Genomic DNA, 17,409 nt, shown 5'->3' on the forward strand with positions numbered 1-17,409 from the left:
CGACGCGACGGGTAACCGCCACCCAGGTCCGCGCAGCGGCGGCCACTGCAAAGCTCCGCGGCTTGCCGCACGGATCGCCCTGATACCCAAGCCTTCTCGCAAGGAATGACGTTGAATTACCACAAGATCGACCCAGTCGATCACCAACGAACCGCGCGGCAGCACGCCGGCGAAACCTTCACCTACGGCGCCAATGCGCCCGGGCTCGCCGGCGCGGGTGTCGCGGTGCTCGCCCTGATCGTCGGCTTGTTTTCGTTGGCGACGCGGCACTTGTCGGCGGGATTGACGGCCGTGATCCTCGCCGTCGTGCTGGGCGCGGCGAGCGCGGTGTGGCTGCGGCGCACGCACCGCAGGGTCCGGGACGCCGAGCTGGCCTGGCACACCGAGAATGCCGACCGGCCGGCCCCGCCGCCGAGCAGCTGACCCCTGTGAGCTAACGAACACCCGTCCCTGTTCGACCGCCGGGCCGTTTAACTGCGCCGATGGCCGGGTAAATGGGGAGCATGGTCGCGCCCGTTTCGTTGCGAGCAGCAAATTACCGGGGAGAGTACGAGCGTGACTTCCCCGTGCTCGCCGTCGCGGCCGTGGCGGTGTGGGCGGTCAGCCTGGCGATCGGTCTGTTCGAGTTGTTGGTCGGGCACGAAGGGGTTGCCATACCGGCGCTGATCGTGTCCATCGTCGCGCCGTGGTTGGGCTTGGCGCTCGCGCACTTACCCGCCGCCGTCCGGCAGCTGAGGCGGCTGGGCCCGCGCCGGCGCAACTTTTTTGCGCCGTCCGGTGTAACGCGCGCCTGAACGGGGTACTGCCTGCGCCACGGGATGACTACAGCAAAGTGCGTCAACCCGGCTCATCAGCAGGAAGGAACTGCCATGCCGACCGCAAGCGACTATGACGCACGCCGGGTCTCCGACATGGACGCCCAGGACAAGTCCGCGATCCGCGAATTAGCGCCGACACTGCAGGAATCGTCGATCGCGGTGGTCGACGAGGATCCCAACGATGTGGCCTTCTTCGAGCTGCCGGGCGCCGACCTGTCCGGCGAAGAGCTGTCGGTGACGGTGATTCCCCAGCGGTCGGACGAGTTCACCTGCTCGAGCTGCTTTTTGGTCCAACACCGCAGCCGGTTGCGCAGCTCGAACGGCGGGCTTCCCGTCTGCGCCGACTGCGCATAACCGACGGGCCGGTCGCGCGCGAAAACCCTTGTGCGCGCGGGGACTTGAGCGTGGAGGCCCGAAAACTGTTCACGCCTGGGCCCATTCGCGTTCGCACCCGCCGCAGCGCCGGGTGACCATCGCCCAGTCCGGTTCGTCCTTGGCGGGCTCGCGGATCAGGTGCGCGGACGTGTCGCCGCAGCCGGGGCAGGTGCAGATGGCGCGGTAGGGCTCCTGCAGTTGTTGTCCCATCAGCTTCAAATTCTCCGCGCGGGTGAACGGCACGATCACCAGCGACTCGGGGCGAGGGGGCGGGTGCGGGTTGTCGAACCACAACAGACCACAGGTCACGGTCCCCACCGCCGTGAAGATGGCCAGGATCATCGTCGGGATGTCCCAGGGCCAGTTCGGCGGGATGGGCGTCACCGCGAGAACCACCAGCACCACCGAGATCAGCGCGCCGACGATGGTTACCGGTTTGGCGAACCGGTAGCCGCCCACGTTCAGCGCGGTCCACGCCTCGATCTCCTGGCGCCGCTGCGCGATCTCAGCCAGGGTGGGGTGATCGGGGGTGCCGGCCGGGGCACGGGAGTCAGCAACGCGCCTGGCCGGTTGGCCGACCCTGCGCCGCCGCCTCTGCCCGGGCGACCGGCTTACCAGCGCCATGCGCGGTGAGCTTAATGGCAAAGCCGCCGGGTCGCAGTGTCAAATCTTGTCGCCGGCCGTCCTGCCAGCTAACACAAACTGAGTCGGGGTGGCGGGATTTGAACCCACGGCCTCTTCGTCCCGAACGAAGCGCGCTACCAAGCTGCGCCACACCCCGCTTGAAGCTCCGACAGCCTATCGCACCGGCCCAGCGGCTGGCCAAATCGCGGTGTGGCGGGTCACTTCCACACGCAGGAGCGCTCGAACTCCACCAGCGCCTCGGCGGGTCCGCCCGGATCGAGCCCCTGCGCGCTGACCCAGTCGTCGTCGAAGTAGGTGTCGTGGTAGCGGTCGCCGCTGTCGGCGAGCAGCGTGACCACCGAGCCGCTGCGCCCGTCGGCGACCATCTCGGCCAGCAGGCCGAAGGCCCCCCACAGGTTGGTGCCCGTCGAGGGCCCCACCCGGCGGCCCAGCACGGCGCTGACGTGGCGGGCGGCCGCGATGGACGCGGCGTCGGGCACGGCCACCATGCGGTCGACCACGCCGGGCAGGAACGACGGCTCCACCCGCGGCCGGCCGATGCCCTCGATGCGCGACGAGGTGGGCATCACGACGTCGTCGCGGTCGTCGGCGTAGGCGGGGAAGAACGCGGAGTTCTCCGGGTCGACGACGCACAACCGGGTCGGGTGGCGCCGGTAGCGGATGTAGCGGCCGATCGTCGCGCTGGTGCCGCCGGTGCCCGCGCCGACGACGATCCACTCCGGAACGGGGTGGGCCTCCTCGCCCATCTGCTCGAAGATCGACTCGGCGATGTTGTTGTTGCCCCGCCAGTCGGTGGCGCGTTCGGCGTTGGTGAACTGGTCCAGGTAATGCCCGCCGGTATCGTGGGCGACGCGCTCCGCCTCGGCGTACACCTCGGCCGAGTTCTGCACGAAATGGCAACGGCCGCCCTGGGATTCGATCAGCGCGATCTTGGACGAGCTGGTGGACGCCGGCATCACGGCGACGAACGGCAGGCCGAGCAGCGCGGCGAAGTAGGCCTCCGACACCGCCGTCGAGCCCGAGGAGGCCTCGACCACCGTGGTGCCCTCGTGGATCCAGCCGTTGCACAGCGCGTACAGGAACAGCGAGCGCGCGAGCCGGTGCTTGAGGCTGCCGGTGATGTGGGTGGTCTCGTCCTTGAGGTACAGCGCGACCTGAGCACCCGGGCCGTGTCCGGCCCAGGCCTCCGGCAGGGGATAGCGCGGCAGGTGCGTGTCCGCGCTGCGGCGGGCGTCGGCCTGGATGAGCCGGACCGCGTTGTCGGTCCAGCTGCGGGAATGGCTGCGGACCGCGATCCGGGCCCGCTGCGTCAACGCACCGAAGCTGTTGGCTGCGAACGGCTCAGGTCGCTGGCCGAGTCGCGACCGCCCATCGGGGTGGCGATCAGCGTCAGCAGGGTGGCCTCGGGCCGGCAGCAGAACCGTACCGGCGCGAACGGCGAGGTGCCGATCCCGGCGGACACGTGCAGCGCCGTGTTCGCGCCCCAGCGGGACGGTCCCTTGGCGCGCGACCGGTCCAGCCCGCAGTTGGTCACCAGGGCCCCGTAGAGCGGCAGGCAGACCTGCCCGCCGTGGGTGTGTCCGGCCATCACCAGCTGGTAGCCGTCCGCGGCGAAGCGGTCCAGCACCCGCGGCTCCGGCGAGTGGGTCAGTCCCAGGCGCAGGTTCGCGGCCGGGCTGGCCGGGCCCGCGATGGTCTCGTAGCGGTCCCGGTCGATGTGCGGGTCGTCGACGCCGGCGGCCGCGACGTGCAGGCCGGCCACCTCGAACTCACGCCGCGTGTGGGTGAGGTCGAGCCAGCCGCGCTCGGTGAACGCCGCCCGCAGGTCCTGCCACGGCAGCGGTTCACCGCGGACCCGGTGCGACGGGTTGGTCACATAGTTCAGCGGGTTCTTCAGGCGCGGCCCGAAGTAGTCATTGCTGCCGAACACGAAGACACCCGGTCGCGACAGCAGGTCACCGAGGGCCTGCACCACCGCGGGCACGGCCTTGGGGTGCGCCAGGTTGTCACCGGTGTTGACCACCAGGTCGGGCTCCCAGTTGGCCAGCTCGCGCAGCCAGGCCTGCTTGCGGCGCTGGTTGGGCGTCATGTGCAGATCGCTGAGATGCAGCACCCGCAGCGGCGTGGAGCCCGGCGTCAGGACGGGCATGGTGATCTCGCGCAGGACGAAGGCGTTGCGCTCGACGACGGCGGCATAACCGATGCCGGCTACCGCCGAGCCGAGCGCGACGGCACTGGTGCGTATCAGCGTGGGCAAAACATCAGCCATGGTGGCAGCCTACTGCCGGTTGCGCTTTGGCAACGCATAGCTGGCGCCACGGCGTCATGGTCGGCGCGGCGATTACGGGGGCGGGGCGCCCGGCGGCGGAGGCGGCGGCGCCAGCAACGGAATGGTGATCGGCGGCAGGCCCGGAATCTCGACCACCTGCGACCCGACCGGCACCGGCGCGCCCTCCGGCGGCGGCGGTGGGGCCGGCGGGATGCCGTTGCTGACCTGAATGGTGATGATGGAGCCCGGGATCGTCGCGCCGCTCGGGGTGGTTCCGACCACCTCGCCCTGCTTGGCGCTGCTGTTGACGAAGTTGTTCTGGTCGGCGACCTGGAAGCCGGCCTCCTTGAGGCGGGCACGCGCCGCGTCGATATCCAGGCCCGCGACGCTGGGCACCCGCGACCCGGGCGACCCGTCCACGTAGCGGGGATCGGTGGGCGGCAGCGCCACCGGCCCGAAGTTGTTGGCGATCGGCTTCATCGCGGTGAACCAGGTGCGGGCCGGCTCGTTACCGCCGTACAGGTCGCCCTCGCCGCAATGGCGCAGGGGCGCCGAGCACAGGTCCGTCGGCGAGGTCGAGTCGTCGTAGATGTAGTTGGCCGCGGCGTAGTGATTGGTGAAGCCCACGAAGCCGGAGGAACGATGCGCCTCGGTGGTGCCCGTCTTACCGGACATCGGCAGCGTCCAGCCCGCGGCGCCGGCCGAGCCGGCGGCGGTGCCGCCGCCCACCGCGTCCTTGCTCATCGCGTTGGCCAGGGTGTTCGCCAGCCCCTCGGGCACCACCTGGTCACAGGTCTCGGTGGTCACGGCGACCTCGTTGCCGTGCCGGTCGATCAGCTTGTCGATCGGGTTGGGCGGGCACCAGGTGCCGCCGGAGGCCAGCGTGGCCGCGACGTTCGACAGTTCGAGCGCGTTGACCTCGATGGGGCCCAGGGTGAACGAGCCGATGTTCTGCCGTTTGACGAAGTCGGCCAGGCTCTCGTTGCTGTCCGGGTTGTAGTCGCGGGCGGTGCCCGGGTCGGCGTAGGACCGCAGCCCTAGCTTGATCGCCATGTCCACCGTGCGGGTCACCCCGACCTGCTGGATCAGCTTGGCGAACGCGGTGTTGGGCGAGGTGGCCAGCGCCTCGGTCACGTTCATCGACCCGCGGTAGTTGCCGGCGTTGACCACGCACCAGGTGTCCTTGGGGCAGCCCTTGGCGCCGCCACTGCCCATGCCCTTGGCCTGGAACCGGCTCGGCACCTCGAGCGTGGCGTTGGTGCCCATCCCCATGTCCAGGGCGGCGGCCGTGGTGAAGATCTTGAATACCGAGCCCGCGCCGTCGCCGACCAACGAGAACGGTTGCGGGCGCATGGTTTCGCCCGCGTCGAGGTTCAGCCCGTAGGTGCGGTTGCTCGCCATCGCCATCACCTTGTGCGACGTCTTGCCGGGCTGGATCACGCTCATCACGCTGGAGATGCCCGGCAGCGTGGGGCTGGCGAACTGGTCGATGGCCGCCTTGACCGGTATCTGCACGTCCGGGTCCAGCGTGGTGCGGATGAGGTAGCCGCCGCGGGCCACCTGTTCTTTGCTGATTCCGGCGCGGGACAAATACTCCTGGACGTAGTCGCAGAAGAACGCGCGGTCGCCGGCCGCGATGCAGCCCCGCGGCAACTCGTTGGGCTGCGGCAGCACGCCCAGCGGCGTGGCCTTGGCGGCGCGCAGCGCGTCGGCCTCCTGCGGGATGTTCTCGATCATGGTGTCCAGCACCAGGTTTCGCCGCGCCAGCGCGCCCTCGGGGTTGGTGTAGGGGTTGAGCGCGCTGGTCGACTGCACCATGCCGGCCAGCAGGGCGGCCTGCTGCCAGTTGAGGTCCGAGGCGTTGATGCCGAAGTACGTCTGCGCCGCGTCCTGCACACCGAACGAGCCGTTGCCGAACGACACCAGGTTCAGGTAGCGGGTCAGGATCTCGGGCTTGGTGAACGTCTTGTCCAGCGTGAGCGCCATCCGAATCTCGCGCAGCTTGCGCGCCGGGGTGGTCTCCACGGCGGCGCGCTTTTCGGCGTCGGTCTTCGCCGTCACCAGCAACTGATAGTTCTTGATGTACTGCTGCTCGATCGTCGACCCGCCGCGGGTGTCGACGTCGCCGCGCGCGTAGCCGGCCAACCCGGTCAGCGTGCCCTTCCAGTCCACCCCGGCGTGCTCGGCGAACCGCTTGTCCTCGATGGACACGATCGCCAGCTTCATCGTGTTGGCGATCTTGTCGCTGGGCACCTCGAAGCGGCGCTGGGAGTACAGCCAGGCGATGGTGTTGCCCTTCGCGTCGACCATCGTCGACACCGCGGGCACCTCGCCTTCGAGTAGTTGGGCCGATCCGTTGGCGACGACTTCGGAGGCCCGGTTGGACATCAGGCCCAATCCGCCCGCGAACGGAAACATCAGCGCGGTGGCGACGACGCCGGCCAGCAAGCAGTACCCCGCAAGCTTGAGAATCGTGAGGGCGGCCCGGGGGCGGTCTGACATGGCTATTACAGTAGCGGCCCCCAGTCACGTCGCCACGCCGCGCGTTCACCCACTTTTTGCCCCCGGCATTGACCAGCGCTTTACCGCCGCGGGCGGGATAAAATTTGCGCAGGCGTCAGTAGAAAGCGTGCGGGCTGACGTGTCCAAGATCACTTCTTCGCGTACCGTTCTGGGACGAGACGGGACGCCCGTCCCAAAAAAAGCGTTATCGGACTGTTGCGCAATTGGCAGCTGACCACCTAACTTAGACACACGGTGAGATTCAGGTAACACCGATGTACACAGTGTGGCGTAGATCGCAGGTGAGGATCTGCACCCGAGGAGGGCGGTCGCGAGGGCGGCCGGTAGGGAAGGGAACAGTTCGTGTCAGGAACACGGCCTGCGGCGCGTAGAACAAACATTGCGGCCGCACAAGGGGTACTCCGCAGCGTTGATGCCGAAGAACGGATCGCCTGGGTTTCCAAAGCACTGTGTCGAACCACCGACCCGGACGAGCTATTCGTTCGCGGGGCCGCGCAGCGCAAAGCCGCCGTCATTTGCCGGCACTGCCCGGTGATGCAGGAATGCGGAGCGGACGCACTGGACAACAAGGTCGAGTTCGGCGTCTGGGGCGGCATGACCGAGCGTCAGCGCCGGGCCCTGCTCAAGCAGCACCCCGAGGTGGTGTCCTGGGCGGACTTCTTCGACAAGAGGCGGGCCCGCAGCGTCGGCTGACGCCGCGATCGGGCCCCTAGCGTAGGGGCCCCTGGGCAGCGGCGCGGGCCGCGTCGCCGACGGTCGAGGTGATCTGGTCGGCAAGCGCGCGCAACGCCTCGAGATCCGAGACGTCGAACGGCAGCGAGGGCACCCCGATGACCGGGACGTGCGGATTGGCTCCGGTGAACCGCGACAGCAACCTGATTTCCCGTTTGGCGGTCTGCGCGCGGTCGGCGTGAATCCTCAGCACGGCGGCGGCCAGCGACGCCGCCTCGGAGTCCGTTTCGGCCTCCAGCGTTTCGGTCCCGTCGATCGCCCGCTCGGCGGGCAACGAGCACAACGTCGGGTGGGTGCGGTTCAAGATCAGCCCGGCCAGCGGCATGCCCTCCTGCGACAGCCGGTCGACGAAGAAGGAGGCTTCGCGCAGTGCGTCGGGCTCGGCCGCCGACACCACGACGAACTGCGTGCCGCGCCTCTTCAGCAGCGCGTAGGTGCGATCCGCCTTCTCCCGAAACCCGCCGAACGTGGCGTCCAGTGATTGCACGAACGCGGCCGCGTCGCTCAGCATCTGCGAGCCGAGCACGGTGGACATCGCCTTCATCGCCAAACCCATTGCGCCGGTGACCAATCGGCCGATGCCCCGGCCGGGCGCGAGCAGCAGCCGCCACAGCCGGCTGTCCATGAAGCTGCCCAGCCGCTTGGGCGCGTCCAGGAAGTCAAGCGCGTTGCGCGACGGCGGGGTGTCCACCACCACCAGATCCCACCGGTCCTCGGCCAGCAGCTGACCGAGTTTCTCCATCGCCATGTACTCCTGCGTGCCGGCGAGCGAGCTGGCGACCGTCTGATAGAACTGGTTGTCCAGAATCGCTTGCGCGCGACCGGGTCCGGAGTACTGGACCACCATCTCGTCGAACGTGCGGCGCATGTCGAGCATCATCGCGTGCAGCTCACCGGGAACCTCCGGCGCCAGGGGCACCGATTGCGGGGTGTTGCCAAGGTCGTTGACCCCCAGCGCCTGTGCGAGTCGCTTGGCCGGGTCGATCGTCAGCACGCACACGTTGCGGCCGTATTCGGCCGCGCGCAGCGCCATCGCCGCGGCGGTGGTGGTCTTGCCCACGCCGCCCGCCCCGCAGCACACCACGACCCGGTTGGTCGTGTCGGCCAGGATCGCCGCCAGATCAAGCCTATTCGGCGTTGTACTCATCGAACTCCCTGCTGCGCAAGCGATTCCGACAGCTCATAAAGGCTGCCCAGGTCCACGCCGTCGGAGATCGCGGGCAATTCGAGTCGCGGCACCTTCAACGCGTCGAGCTGTTGGGCGATCTCGGCGCGCGCGGCGATGACCGTCGCGTGCTCGATGGTTTCGGTCAGCAGCCCGGCGAACTCGGTGTCGTTCAGCTTGATCCCGGCCATCTCCAGGCCCGCCCGCACCGAGTCCGCGTCGACGTCACCCTCGGCGGCCTTCGCCAGGTCGGCCGGCTGCAGATGCGACGCGATGTTGCGGTTCACGATCACGCTGCCGATCGGCAGCTCCATCTCGGCGAGCTCCTCGATGGCCTCCAGCGTTTCCTGCACTGGCAACGCCTCCAGCAGGGTGACCAGGTGGATGGCGGTCTGCTCGGAGTGCAGCAGCTTCACCACGCCCTCGCTCTGCGAGTGCACCGGCCCGCCCTTGGCCAGATCCGACACCGCCTTGGTGACGTCCAGGAAGCGGGCGATCCGCCCCGTCGGGGGAGCGTCGACGACGACCGCGTCGTACACCGGGTTCTTGGCCCCCTTGTTCAGGCGCACCACCGACTCCTTGATCTTCCCGGTGAGCAGCACGTCGCGCAGGCCGGGCGCGATCGTCGTCGCGAACTCGATGGCCCCGATGCGGCGCATCGCCCGCCCGGCGATGCCCAGGTTGTAGAACATGTCCAGGTATTCCAGGAACGCGGCCTCGATGTCGATCGCCAGGGCGTTTACCTGTCCGCCGCGTTCGGCGGTCGCGATCTTGACCTCCTGGTAGGGCAGCGGCGGGACGTCGAAGAGTTGCGCAATGCCTTGGCGCCCTTCGACTTCCACGAGGAGGACCTTGCGACCCCCGGCTGCCAGGGTCAGCGCCAGCGCGGCCGCGATCGTCGACTTGCCCGTACCGCCTTTGCCGGTGACGAAATGCAGCCGGGCCTTCGACAGCCGGGCCGGCCAGCCGACCGCGCTACCGCCGCTCGATGTGTTTGTCACCTTCGCATGCTAGCCCGACCGATCCCCGGGCAGGCCGGAGCCGTTCAGCTGCGACCGATAAGCTCGCGCCATGAGCCAACCCACCGCATGGGAATACGTCACGGTCCCGCTGCTGACGCACGCCACCAAACAAATCCTCGACCAGTGGGGCGCCGACGGTTGGGAATTGGTCTCGGTACTGCCCGGACCGACCGGCGAGCAACACGTCGCGTATCTGAAGCGCCCGAAGTAGATGAGCGCCTCGGCCCGGCTCGCGGAACTCGGTGTCGCGCTGCCCGAGGTCGTGGCCCCGCTGGCCGCCTACGTGCCCGCGGTGCGCACGGGCGATTTGGTCTATACGGCGGGTCAGCTGCCGATGCAGGCGGGACAGCTCGCGGGGACCGGCAAGGTCGGTGCCCAGGTCAGCCCGGAAGAGGGTAAGGCGCTGGCGCGCGTCTGCGCGCTCAACGCCCTGGCCGCCGTGGATGCGCTGGTCGGCATCGACGCGGTGACCCGCGTGGTCAAGGTCGTCGGCTTCGTCGCGTCGGCCCCGGGTTTCAACGGCCAGCCCGGCGTCATCAACGGGGCTTCCGAGCTGCTGGCCGACGTGTTCGGCGAGCGGGGCGCGCACGCCCGGTCGGCGGTCGGGGTGTCCGAGCTGCCGTTGGACGCGCCGGTGGAGGTCGAACTGATCGTGGAGGTCGGCTCACGACCGTGACCGAGGCGCAAGAGTCGTTGAGCCATCCCGCATACGGCAGGCTGCGGGCGGTCACCGACGCTGCCTCGGTGCTGTTGGCCGACAACCCCGGATTGCTGACGCTCGAGGGGACCAACACCTGGGTGCTGCGCGGCCAGGGCAGCGACGAATTGGTCGTGGTGGATCCCGGGCCGGACGACGACGAACACATCGCGCGCGTCGCGGGGTTGGGCCGCATCACGCTGGTGCTGATCAGTCACCGGCACGGCGATCACACCGACGGCATCGACAAGCTCGTCGAGCGGACCGGCGCGACCGTGCGGTCGGCGGGCAGCGGGTTCTTGCGTGGCCTCGGCGGTCACCTGACCGACGGTGAGGTCATCGACGCGGCCGGCCTGAAGATCAAGGTGATGGCGACGCCGGGCCACACCGCCGACTCGCTGTCGTTTCTCATCGACGACGCGGTGCTCACCGCCGACAGCGTCCTGGGCCGCGGCACCGCGGTCATAGATTCCGAAGACGGCAGCCTGGCCGACTACCTGGAATCGTTGCGCCGGCTGCGCGGACTGGGCCCGCGCACGGTGCTGCCCGGCCACGGGCCGGACCTGGCCAACCTGGAGGCCGTCGCGTCGGGCTACCTGATGCACCGGCACGAGCGCCTGGAGCAGGTGCGCGCGGCGTTGCGCGACATCGGCGACGACGCCACCGCCCGCCAGGTCGTCGAACACGTCTATGTGGACGTCGACGAGAAACTCTGGGACGCCGCCGAATGGTCGGTTCAGGCGCAGCTGGACTATTTGCGGCGAGGCTGAAAATTCGCAGGATGAAGTGCGAGTAGGCGCCTGCGGAATTACCGGCTCGGCGCAATTAGCGCGCTCGCCTCGCCAGCCTTTCGGAGTCCGAAATCAGCACACTCTTGCCCTCCAGGCGGATCCAGCCGCGGTGGGCGAAGTCGGCCAGCGCCTTGTTCACCGTCTCGCGGGAGGCGCCCACCAGCTGGGCGATCTCCTCCTGGGTCAGGTCGTGGGTCACCCGCATCGCGCCACCCTCCTGGGTGCCGAACCGCTGGGCGAGCTGCAGCAGCTGTTTGGCGACCCGGCCGGGCACGTCGGTGAAGATGAGGTCGGCCAGGTTGTTGTTGGTGCGGCGCAGCCGGCGGGCCAGCACCCGCAGCAGCTGCTCGGCGATCTCGGGACGGTCGGCGATCCACGCCCGCAGCGCGTCGCGGTCCATCGACACCGCGCGCACCTCGGTGATGGTGGTCGCGCTGGAGGTCCGCGGGCCGGGGTCGAAGATGGACAATTCGCCGAACATGTCCGACGGGCCCATGATCGTCAGCAGGTTCTCCCGACCGTCGGGCGAGCGACGGCCGATCTTCACCTTCCCCGAGACGATGATGTACAGCCGATCGCCCGGCTCCCCCTCGGCGAACACCGTGTGCCCACGGGGGAAGTCGACGGGTTGCAGTTGCTTGGTCAGCGCGGCGACGGCGCTGGGCTCAACCCCTTGGAAGATTCCTGCCCTTGCCAGGATCTCGTCCACGTTGCCTCTTCAGGTTTTAATGACGGTGATACGTGCAGGTTAATCCCGTGCTCGCGTGATGAGTCTAGCGGTCGGACATTTTGTCCAACGTGCAACGCTACACACGATTGACGTATCGAGGGGCCTTAAACTGCGGATTGATGCGCGTCTGCGCGTGTATTCGCGTCGGCAATGTCAGCTCGCCGCGGTCGACGAAGCTGGCGGCGAACGACGGCGCCGCGTGACGCGGCCCGGCGGTCAGCCCGCCCAGCGCCGCCGCCGCGAGTTCCCGGTCCTCGCGCCGGTGCAGGTATTCCACCGCCTCCGGCATGCCCTCGCGGGCCAGGGTGCGCACGTCCATGAACTCCACGTGCTCGAAGAGCTCGGCGACCGCGATCATCGTGACGTCTGCGCGGGCGAGCCCCCGTTCGAGGCGCCCCAAGCCGAGCGCCGCCAGCATCAGCAGCCCGGGAACGCAGGCCACCAGCAACCATGACACAAGGAGAGTAAACAGGGCCTTCAATCAACACGAGGTCTCGGCGAGATCACGAAATCAGTACTCTGTCGTAGGTGACAGCGGCAAAGTCGTCCGGGCGCTCGAAGTCCACCCCCGCCCCGGCGGGCGGCGACGCCGCGCGGCGCTTCTCCGAGGAGACCCGAGTCGGCCTGGTGCGACGGGCCCGCCGCATGAATAGGGCTCTGGCGCAGGCGTTTCCGGACGCGCACTGCGAGCTGGACTTCACCACGCCGCTGGAGCTGACGGTCGCCACCATCCTTTCCGCGCAGAGCACCGACAAACGGGTGAACCTGACGACGCCGGCGTTGTTCAAGCGCTATCCCTCGGCGCTGGACTACGCGCAAGCCGACCGCGACGAACTGGAAACCCTGATCCGCCCCACGGGGTTCTTCCGGAACAAGGCGACCTCACTGATCGGCCTCGGGCAGGCGTTGGTCGAGCGGTTCGACGGCGAGGTGCCCGCCACGATGGAAGAACTGGTCACGCTGCCCGGCGTGGGCCGCAAGACCGCCAACGTCATCCTGGGCAACGCCTTTGGCGTCCCCGGCATCACGGTCGACACCCATTTCGCGCGGCTGCTGCACCGGTGGCGCTGGACCACCGACAAGGATCCGGTCAAGATCGAGCGCGCGGCCGGCGAGTTGATCGAACGCAGCGAGTGGACCATGCTCAGCCACCGCGTGATCTTCCACGGCCGCCGGGTATGCCACGCGCGCAAACCGGCCTGCGGTGTCTGCGTGGTGGCCAAGGATTGCCCGTCGTTCGGCCTCGGCCCCACCGAGCCGCTGCTGGCGGCGCCGTTGGTGCGGGGCCCGGAGACCGAGCACCTGCTGGCCCTGGCCGGCCTGTAGAGCACGGCCTTGACGCGTTCCACGCGCTGGACGATCGCGATCCTCGCGGTGGTGGCGGCGCTGACCGCGGCCCTGGTGGCCCAGCTTCGCGACCAGTCCGCGCCGACGACGACCCCCGGCACCGCGCAGGGCACGCCGGACCGCGAGCACCGCGACGCCGACACGGCGGCCGCGCTGGCCGGTCCGCGGCAGCGGGCCAATCTGGCGCCGTGTCCGGGCGCCGGCGACGGTCCCGGGCCCCCGGCGCTGCGCGGGGTCACCGCCGAATGCGCCGCGGACGGTTCGGTTGTCGACGTCGCCCGCGCGCTGGCCGGGCGCCGGGTCGTGCTCAACCTGTGGGCGTATTGGTGCGCGCCGTGCGCGGCCGAGCTGCCCGCGATGGCCGAGTATCAACGGCGAGCCGGGTCGGACGTGATGGTGGTGACCGTGCATCAGGACGAGAACGAGACGGCGGCGTTGCTGCGGCTGGCCGAGCTGGGCGTTCGGTTGCCGACCCTGCAGGACGGTCGCCGTCGGCTCGCGGCGGCGCTCGGCGTGGTAAACGTGATGCCCGCGACCGTGGTTCTGCGGTCGGACGGTAGCGTTGCCCAGATGCTGCCGCGGGCCTTCGCCAGTGCCGACGAGATCGCCGCCGCGGTCGGAAATGACAAGGGATAAGCCTGAAATTGGACCGATTGGAGCGCCGGGTGAGTGTCGGGGGCGAGCCCCCGCATGCGGCGGGCAAGCCCCCGTCCCGCGCGCGCGGGACGATGCCGCTGATGCCCGACGCCTCCCCGCGGTGGCTGCGTCCCCTGGTCGATAACGTCGAGCGGATGCCGGACGCGTACCGGCGCCGGCTGCCGGCCGACGTGCTCGCGATGATCACCGGCAAGGCCGCGTCGTCGTTGTCGGCGATGAGCGGCCGGGGTCGCGAAGCCGCCGTCCTGGTGCTGTTTTCGGGTCCCGCGTCCGCGCCGGCCGACGGCGGCGTCCCCGACGACGCCGACCTGCTGCTCACGGTGCGGGCGTCGACGCTGCGCCACCACGCCGGGCAGGCGGCGTTTCCCGGCGGCGCCTCCGATCCGGGCGATGACGGCCCGGTGTCCACCGCCCTGCGCGAAGCGGAGGAAGAAACCGGGATCGACGTCTCCCGGTTGCGGCCCTTGGTCACGATGGAACGGACGTTCATCGCGCCGTCGCGATTTCACGTCGTGCCGGTGCTGGCCTACTCGCCCGATCCCGGGCCGGTGGCCGTCGTCAACGAGGCCGAAACCGCGATCGTCGCGCGAGTTCCGGTGCGCGCCTTCATCAACCCGGCCAACCGGCTGATGGTGTACCGGGGCGACCTCGGGCGCCGGTGGGCCGGACCGGCGTTTCTGCTGAACGAGATGCTGGTTTGGGGATTCACTGGCCAGGTGATCTGTGCGATGCTCGACGTCGCCGGCTGGGCCCAGCCCTGGGACACCACCGACGTCCGCGAATTGGACGCGGCGATGGCGCTGGTCGGCGACCAGGGTGAGGCCCCCGGATGAACCTGAACTCGATGAGCCCGTCGCAATGGCTTGACGTGGCCGTGCTGGCGGTCGCGTTCATCGCGGCCGTGTCGGGTTGGCGTTCCGGCGCGGTCGGCTCGCTGTTCTCGTTCGTCGGGGTGTTGTTGGGCGCGATCGCGGGTGTGCTGCTGGCGCCCCACCTGGTCGCCCACATCGCCGCGCCCCGGGCCAAGCTGTTCGCCGCCCTGTTCCTGATCCTTGCCCTGGTCGTCATCGGCGAGGTCGCCGGAGTGGTGTTGGGCCGGGCGGTTCGGGGCGCGATCCGCAGCCGCACCATCCGGACGGTCGACTCGTTCATCGGGGTGGGGGTCCAGCTGGTGGTGGTGCTGACCGCGGCCTGGTTGCTGGCGACGCCGCTGACCCAGTCGAAGGACCAGCCGGAGCTGGCCGCCGCGGTCCGCGGCTCGCGGGTGCTGGCCAAGGTCAACGAGGTCGCCCCGCCCTGGCTGAAGACGGTGCCCAAGCGGCTGTCGGCGCTGCTGAACACCTCCGGCCTGCCCGCGGTGCTGGAGCCGTTCAGCCGCACTCCGGTCATTCCCGTCGCCTCTCCCGACCCCGCGCTGGCCACCAACCCGGTGGTGCAGGCCACCGCGCCCAGCGTCGTCAAGGTGCGCAGCCTGGCGCCGAGTTGCCAGAAAGTGTTGGAGGGCAGCGGATTTGTGGTCGCCCCGGACCGGGTGATGACCAACGCGCACGTGGTGGCCGGGTCCAACAGCGTGCAGATCTACGCCAGCGGCAGCCCGCTCGACGCCACGGTCGTCTCCTATGACCCGTCGGTCGACATCGCCATCCTCGCCGTCCCCAACCTGCCGCCGCAGCCGCTGGCGTTCGCCCAGTCCGATGCGAAGACGGGAACCAGCGTGGTGGTGCTGGGCTATCCGGGCGGCGGAAACTTCACCGCCACCCCGGCCCGCATCCGCGAGGTCATCAAGCTCAGCGGCCCGGACATCTACCGGGACCCCGCACCCGTCACCCGTGACGTCTACACCATCAGAGCCAATGTGGAGCAAGGCAATTCGGGGGGACCGCTGATCGACCTGAACGGTCAGGTGCTCGGCGTGGTGTTCGGGGCGGCCGTCGACGACCCGGACACCGGCTTCGTGCTGACGGCCGACGAGGTGGCCGGCCAGCTCGCCAAGCTCGGCGATACCCAGCAGGTCACCACCGGCGCCTGCGTCAGTTGACCACCGAGTCGAGGAATCGCAGCAGGTGCCTGTTGATTTCCTCGGGCGCCTCTTCGTGGCTGAAATGCCCTGCGCCCGAAATGGATACATAACGCCCCTGCGGGGCGTAACGCTGTGTCCGGTCGACCGGGTCGGCCAGCACGTAGGGGTCGGCGTCGCCGCGCAGGTGCAGCAGCGGCACGCTGAGTTGCTGGCACATCGATTTCATGAAGCGCCGGCCTTCGTCGCGCAGCTGGCTGCGCACGGCCCAGCGCTGATATTCCAGCGCGCAGTGCGCCGCCGACGGGATCTGGATCGCCGTCCGCAGATAACCGATTGCCTCGGAAAAGTCTTCGGATGCAAGCCATTTGGCGCAGCTGCGGCTGCGGACCAGGCGTTCGATCTCGGCGCCGTTGTCGCGGGTCAGTAGGCGCTCGGGCCAGATCGGCATCTGGTAGCGCAACAGTGTGGACAGCAGGGCGTAGCCTTGGTCGCGCCGAGTCAGGGTGGACCGGCGCAGCGCCGCCGGGTGCGGCGAGCTGATCAGCGCGATGGCCGACACCAACCGCGCGTGCAACAACGCGGTGGCCCAGCAGGCCAGCCCGCCGTCGGCGTGCCCGACCAGCGTCGCCGACGAGTGCCCCAGCGCGCGAATCAGGCCGGCGGTGTCGCCGGCCAGTGTCCAGCCGTCGTAGCCGCGGGGTGGCTTATCGCTGCCGCCGTAGCCGCGCAGGTCGACCGCGACCACCCGCGCCCCGGTCAAGCCCCGCAACTGATGGCGCCACGACCACCAGAACGAACCGAAACCGTGCAGCAGCATCACCAGCGGACGGGCCGTGGGCGGTGCGGTCGCGTCGCCGCCCGCGGGCAGGGCCTCGACGACATGGAACCGGATCCCGTTGGCGTGCACGTCCAAATGGCGCCATGGCCCGTCGATGCGGGTTACCGACGGATCCGGCGGGGCCATCTACCAACCCGATGGATCGGTTTCGGGCTTCTCGTGTCGGCCGCGCTCGGTGAGCTGCTTGGCCGCGTCCGGCGTCTTGTCGTGGCCCGGCGTGAGCGCGGTGCGGGTCTCCTTGACCGATTCGATGGTCTCCCGCGGCCCCCGGATCCGGCGCACCTTCAGGAAGCCCAGCAGGGCCAGCAGGGCACCGACCACCACCTGAACACCGAAGACGATCAGGAACGCCACCCAGCGCCACAGCCAGGTGTCGAGCAGCTCGGCGACGAAGAAGAAGAAAAAGAACGTGGAGTAGAACAGCACCACCAGCGCGGCGATGAAGTACACGCTGCCGGTCAGGCCCTTTTTGACGTCCCGGGTGATCTCGGCCCGGGCCAGCTCGACCTCGGCGCGCACCAGCGTGGAGACTTGCGTGGTCGCGTCCTTGATCAGGTCACCGATCGACGGCTCGGCGGGCCGGGCGTGCGGGTCGGTCAGGGGAATCGTGGTCAGCGTGCTGGGCACACCGTTCTTGCCATCGGCTTTGCTCACAGACGGTCCCCTCTTTCGTCATCGCCCGGCTGGCTGTCCTCGCGGTTCATGTTGCCATGCGCCGACATGGCAGACGAGGCCAGCCGACGGCCACGCTCGGCACGGCGGGCGAGACGCCCGGCCGAC

The 17,409-nt window shown here is 69.3% G+C and carries 21 protein-coding genes and 1 tRNA gene; 11 read left to right on the forward strand and 11 right to left on the reverse strand.

Annotated elements, in window-relative coordinates:
* The first annotated feature begins 105 nt into the window (after window positions 1–105).
* The 3 genes from A5680_RS09625 (at window position 106) to A5680_RS09635 (ending at window position 1,172) form a co-directional block, all read left to right on the forward strand.
* Window positions 106–423, forward strand: a complete 318-nt coding sequence (locus A5680_RS09625; RefSeq protein ID WP_067818662.1) for a hypothetical protein — start codon at window positions 106–108, stop codon at window positions 421–423.
* An 80-nt stretch (window positions 424–503) separates the two neighbouring features.
* Window positions 504–794 (forward strand): hypothetical protein, encoded by a 291-nt coding sequence (locus tag A5680_RS09630; protein ID WP_156669648.1) that lies wholly within the window; start codon window positions 504–506, stop codon window positions 792–794.
* Window positions 795–869: 75 nt separating this feature from the next.
* Window positions 870–1,172 carry a DUF4193 domain-containing protein gene (locus tag A5680_RS09635; protein WP_055399948.1) on the forward strand — a complete coding sequence of 101 codons (303 nt, stop codon included), beginning with the start codon at window positions 870–872 and terminating at the stop codon, window positions 1,170–1,172.
* 69 nt (window positions 1,173–1,241) lie between these two features.
* Here A5680_RS09635 and A5680_RS09640 read toward each other — a convergent pair whose 3' ends face one another.
* From A5680_RS09640 to ponA2, 5 genes are all read right to left on the reverse strand, one after another.
* Window positions 1,242–1,817, reverse strand: a complete 576-nt coding sequence (locus A5680_RS09640) for a hypothetical protein (protein WP_067818668.1) — start codon at window positions 1,815–1,817, stop codon at window positions 1,242–1,244.
* Between the two features lie 83 nt (window positions 1,818–1,900).
* Window positions 1,901–1,974 (reverse strand) — tRNA-Pro (locus A5680_RS09645).
* Between the two features lie 61 nt (window positions 1,975–2,035).
* Window positions 2,036–3,151 carry a PLP-dependent cysteine synthase family protein gene (locus A5680_RS09650; RefSeq protein ID WP_067818671.1) on the reverse strand — a complete coding sequence of 372 codons (1,116 nt, stop codon included), beginning with the start codon at window positions 3,149–3,151 and terminating at the stop codon, window positions 2,036–2,038.
* On the reverse strand, window positions 3,148–4,107 hold the full coding sequence (locus A5680_RS09655) for a metallophosphoesterase (protein ID WP_067818674.1): 960 nt from the start codon (window positions 4,105–4,107) through the stop codon (window positions 3,148–3,150). Before A5680_RS09655 ends, A5680_RS09650 begins: the two co-directional genes overlap by 4 nt.
* A gap of 72 nt (window positions 4,108–4,179) precedes the next feature.
* Window positions 4,180–6,609, reverse strand: a complete 2,430-nt coding sequence (ponA2, locus tag A5680_RS09660; protein ID WP_067818677.1) for a transglycosylase/D,D-transpeptidase PonA2 — start codon at window positions 6,607–6,609, stop codon at window positions 4,180–4,182.
* A 363-nt stretch (window positions 6,610–6,972) separates the two neighbouring features.
* Between ponA2 and A5680_RS09665 the strand changes: the two genes are divergently transcribed.
* A complete protein-coding gene (locus A5680_RS09665; protein ID WP_055404068.1) occupies window positions 6,973–7,323 on the forward strand; it encodes a WhiB family transcriptional regulator in 351 nt (116 codons plus the stop codon).
* A 16-nt stretch (window positions 7,324–7,339) separates the two neighbouring features.
* Here A5680_RS09665 and A5680_RS09670 read toward each other — a convergent pair whose 3' ends face one another.
* Together A5680_RS09670 and A5680_RS09675 are read right to left on the reverse strand one after the other, a co-directional pair.
* Window positions 7,340–8,509 carry an ArsA family ATPase gene (locus A5680_RS09670; protein WP_067818679.1) on the reverse strand — a complete coding sequence of 390 codons (1,170 nt, stop codon included), beginning with the start codon at window positions 8,507–8,509 and terminating at the stop codon, window positions 7,340–7,342.
* On the reverse strand, window positions 8,506–9,528 hold the full coding sequence (locus A5680_RS09675) for an ArsA family ATPase (RefSeq protein ID WP_156675050.1): 1,023 nt from the start codon (window positions 9,526–9,528) through the stop codon (window positions 8,506–8,508). Before A5680_RS09675 ends, A5680_RS09670 begins: the two co-directional genes overlap by 4 nt.
* A gap of 70 nt (window positions 9,529–9,598) precedes the next feature.
* Between A5680_RS09675 and A5680_RS25655 the strand changes: the two genes are divergently transcribed.
* Genes A5680_RS25655 through A5680_RS09685 form a run of 3 tightly spaced genes read left to right on the forward strand, consistent with a single transcriptional unit; the run spans window position 9,599 to window position 11,016 of the window.
* A complete protein-coding gene (locus A5680_RS25655) occupies window positions 9,599–9,760 on the forward strand; it encodes a DUF4177 domain-containing protein (protein ID WP_007166633.1) in 162 nt (53 codons plus the stop codon).
* Window positions 9,761–10,225 carry a RidA family protein gene (locus tag A5680_RS09680; RefSeq protein WP_055404065.1) on the forward strand — a complete coding sequence of 155 codons (465 nt, stop codon included), beginning with the start codon at window positions 9,761–9,763 and terminating at the stop codon, window positions 10,223–10,225.
* A complete protein-coding gene (locus tag A5680_RS09685; protein WP_067818681.1) occupies window positions 10,222–11,016 on the forward strand; it encodes an MBL fold metallo-hydrolase in 795 nt (264 codons plus the stop codon). The genes A5680_RS09680 and A5680_RS09685 overlap by 4 nt, the downstream gene beginning before the upstream one ends.
* A 55-nt stretch (window positions 11,017–11,071) precedes the next feature.
* Here the strand turns inward: A5680_RS09685 and crp are convergent, their stop codons facing one another.
* On the reverse strand, window positions 11,072–11,746 hold the full coding sequence (gene crp, locus A5680_RS09690) for a cAMP-activated global transcriptional regulator CRP (RefSeq protein ID WP_007166630.1): 675 nt from the start codon (window positions 11,744–11,746) through the stop codon (window positions 11,072–11,074).
* A 97-nt stretch (window positions 11,747–11,843) separates the two neighbouring features.
* Window positions 11,844–12,224, reverse strand: a complete 381-nt coding sequence (locus A5680_RS09695; protein WP_067818684.1) for a hypothetical protein — start codon at window positions 12,222–12,224, stop codon at window positions 11,844–11,846.
* Window positions 12,225–12,412: 188 nt separating this feature from the next.
* Here A5680_RS09695 and nth point away from each other — a divergent pair, with 188 nt between their 5' ends.
* Genes nth through marP form a run of 4 tightly spaced genes read left to right on the forward strand, consistent with a single transcriptional unit; the run spans window position 12,413 to window position 15,809 of the window.
* On the forward strand, window positions 12,413–13,093 hold the full coding sequence (gene nth, locus A5680_RS09700; protein ID WP_055404062.1) for an endonuclease III: 681 nt from the start codon (window positions 12,413–12,415) through the stop codon (window positions 13,091–13,093).
* 9 nt (window positions 13,094–13,102) lie between these two features.
* On the forward strand, window positions 13,103–13,750 hold the full coding sequence (locus A5680_RS09705) for a TlpA disulfide reductase family protein (protein ID WP_067818687.1): 648 nt from the start codon (window positions 13,103–13,105) through the stop codon (window positions 13,748–13,750).
* 29 nt (window positions 13,751–13,779) lie between these two features.
* On the forward strand, window positions 13,780–14,604 hold the full coding sequence (locus A5680_RS09710) for a CoA pyrophosphatase (RefSeq protein WP_156675051.1): 825 nt from the start codon (window positions 13,780–13,782) through the stop codon (window positions 14,602–14,604).
* Between the two features lie 11 nt (window positions 14,605–14,615).
* Window positions 14,616–15,809 carry an acid resistance serine protease MarP gene (marP, locus tag A5680_RS09715; protein WP_156349618.1) on the forward strand — a complete coding sequence of 398 codons (1,194 nt, stop codon included), beginning with the start codon at window positions 14,616–14,618 and terminating at the stop codon, window positions 15,807–15,809.
* On the opposite strand, the gene A5680_RS09720 is transcribed toward marP, so the two are convergent.
* Window positions 15,802–16,755, reverse strand: coding sequence for an alpha/beta fold hydrolase (locus tag A5680_RS09720; protein WP_067818690.1), 954 nt, complete (start codon window positions 16,753–16,755; stop codon window positions 15,802–15,804). The genes marP and A5680_RS09720 overlap by 8 nt on opposite strands.
* Entirely contained in the window at window positions 16,756–17,283 is a 528-nt protein-coding gene (locus A5680_RS09725; RefSeq protein ID WP_055404057.1) for a phage holin family protein, read from the reverse strand. It lies immediately after the preceding gene.
* Window positions 17,284–17,409: the final 126 nt, after the last annotated feature.

Source organism: Mycobacterium sp. E2989 (assembly GCF_001667595.1).
GTDB lineage: Bacteria > Actinomycetota > Actinomycetes > Mycobacteriales > Mycobacteriaceae > Mycobacterium.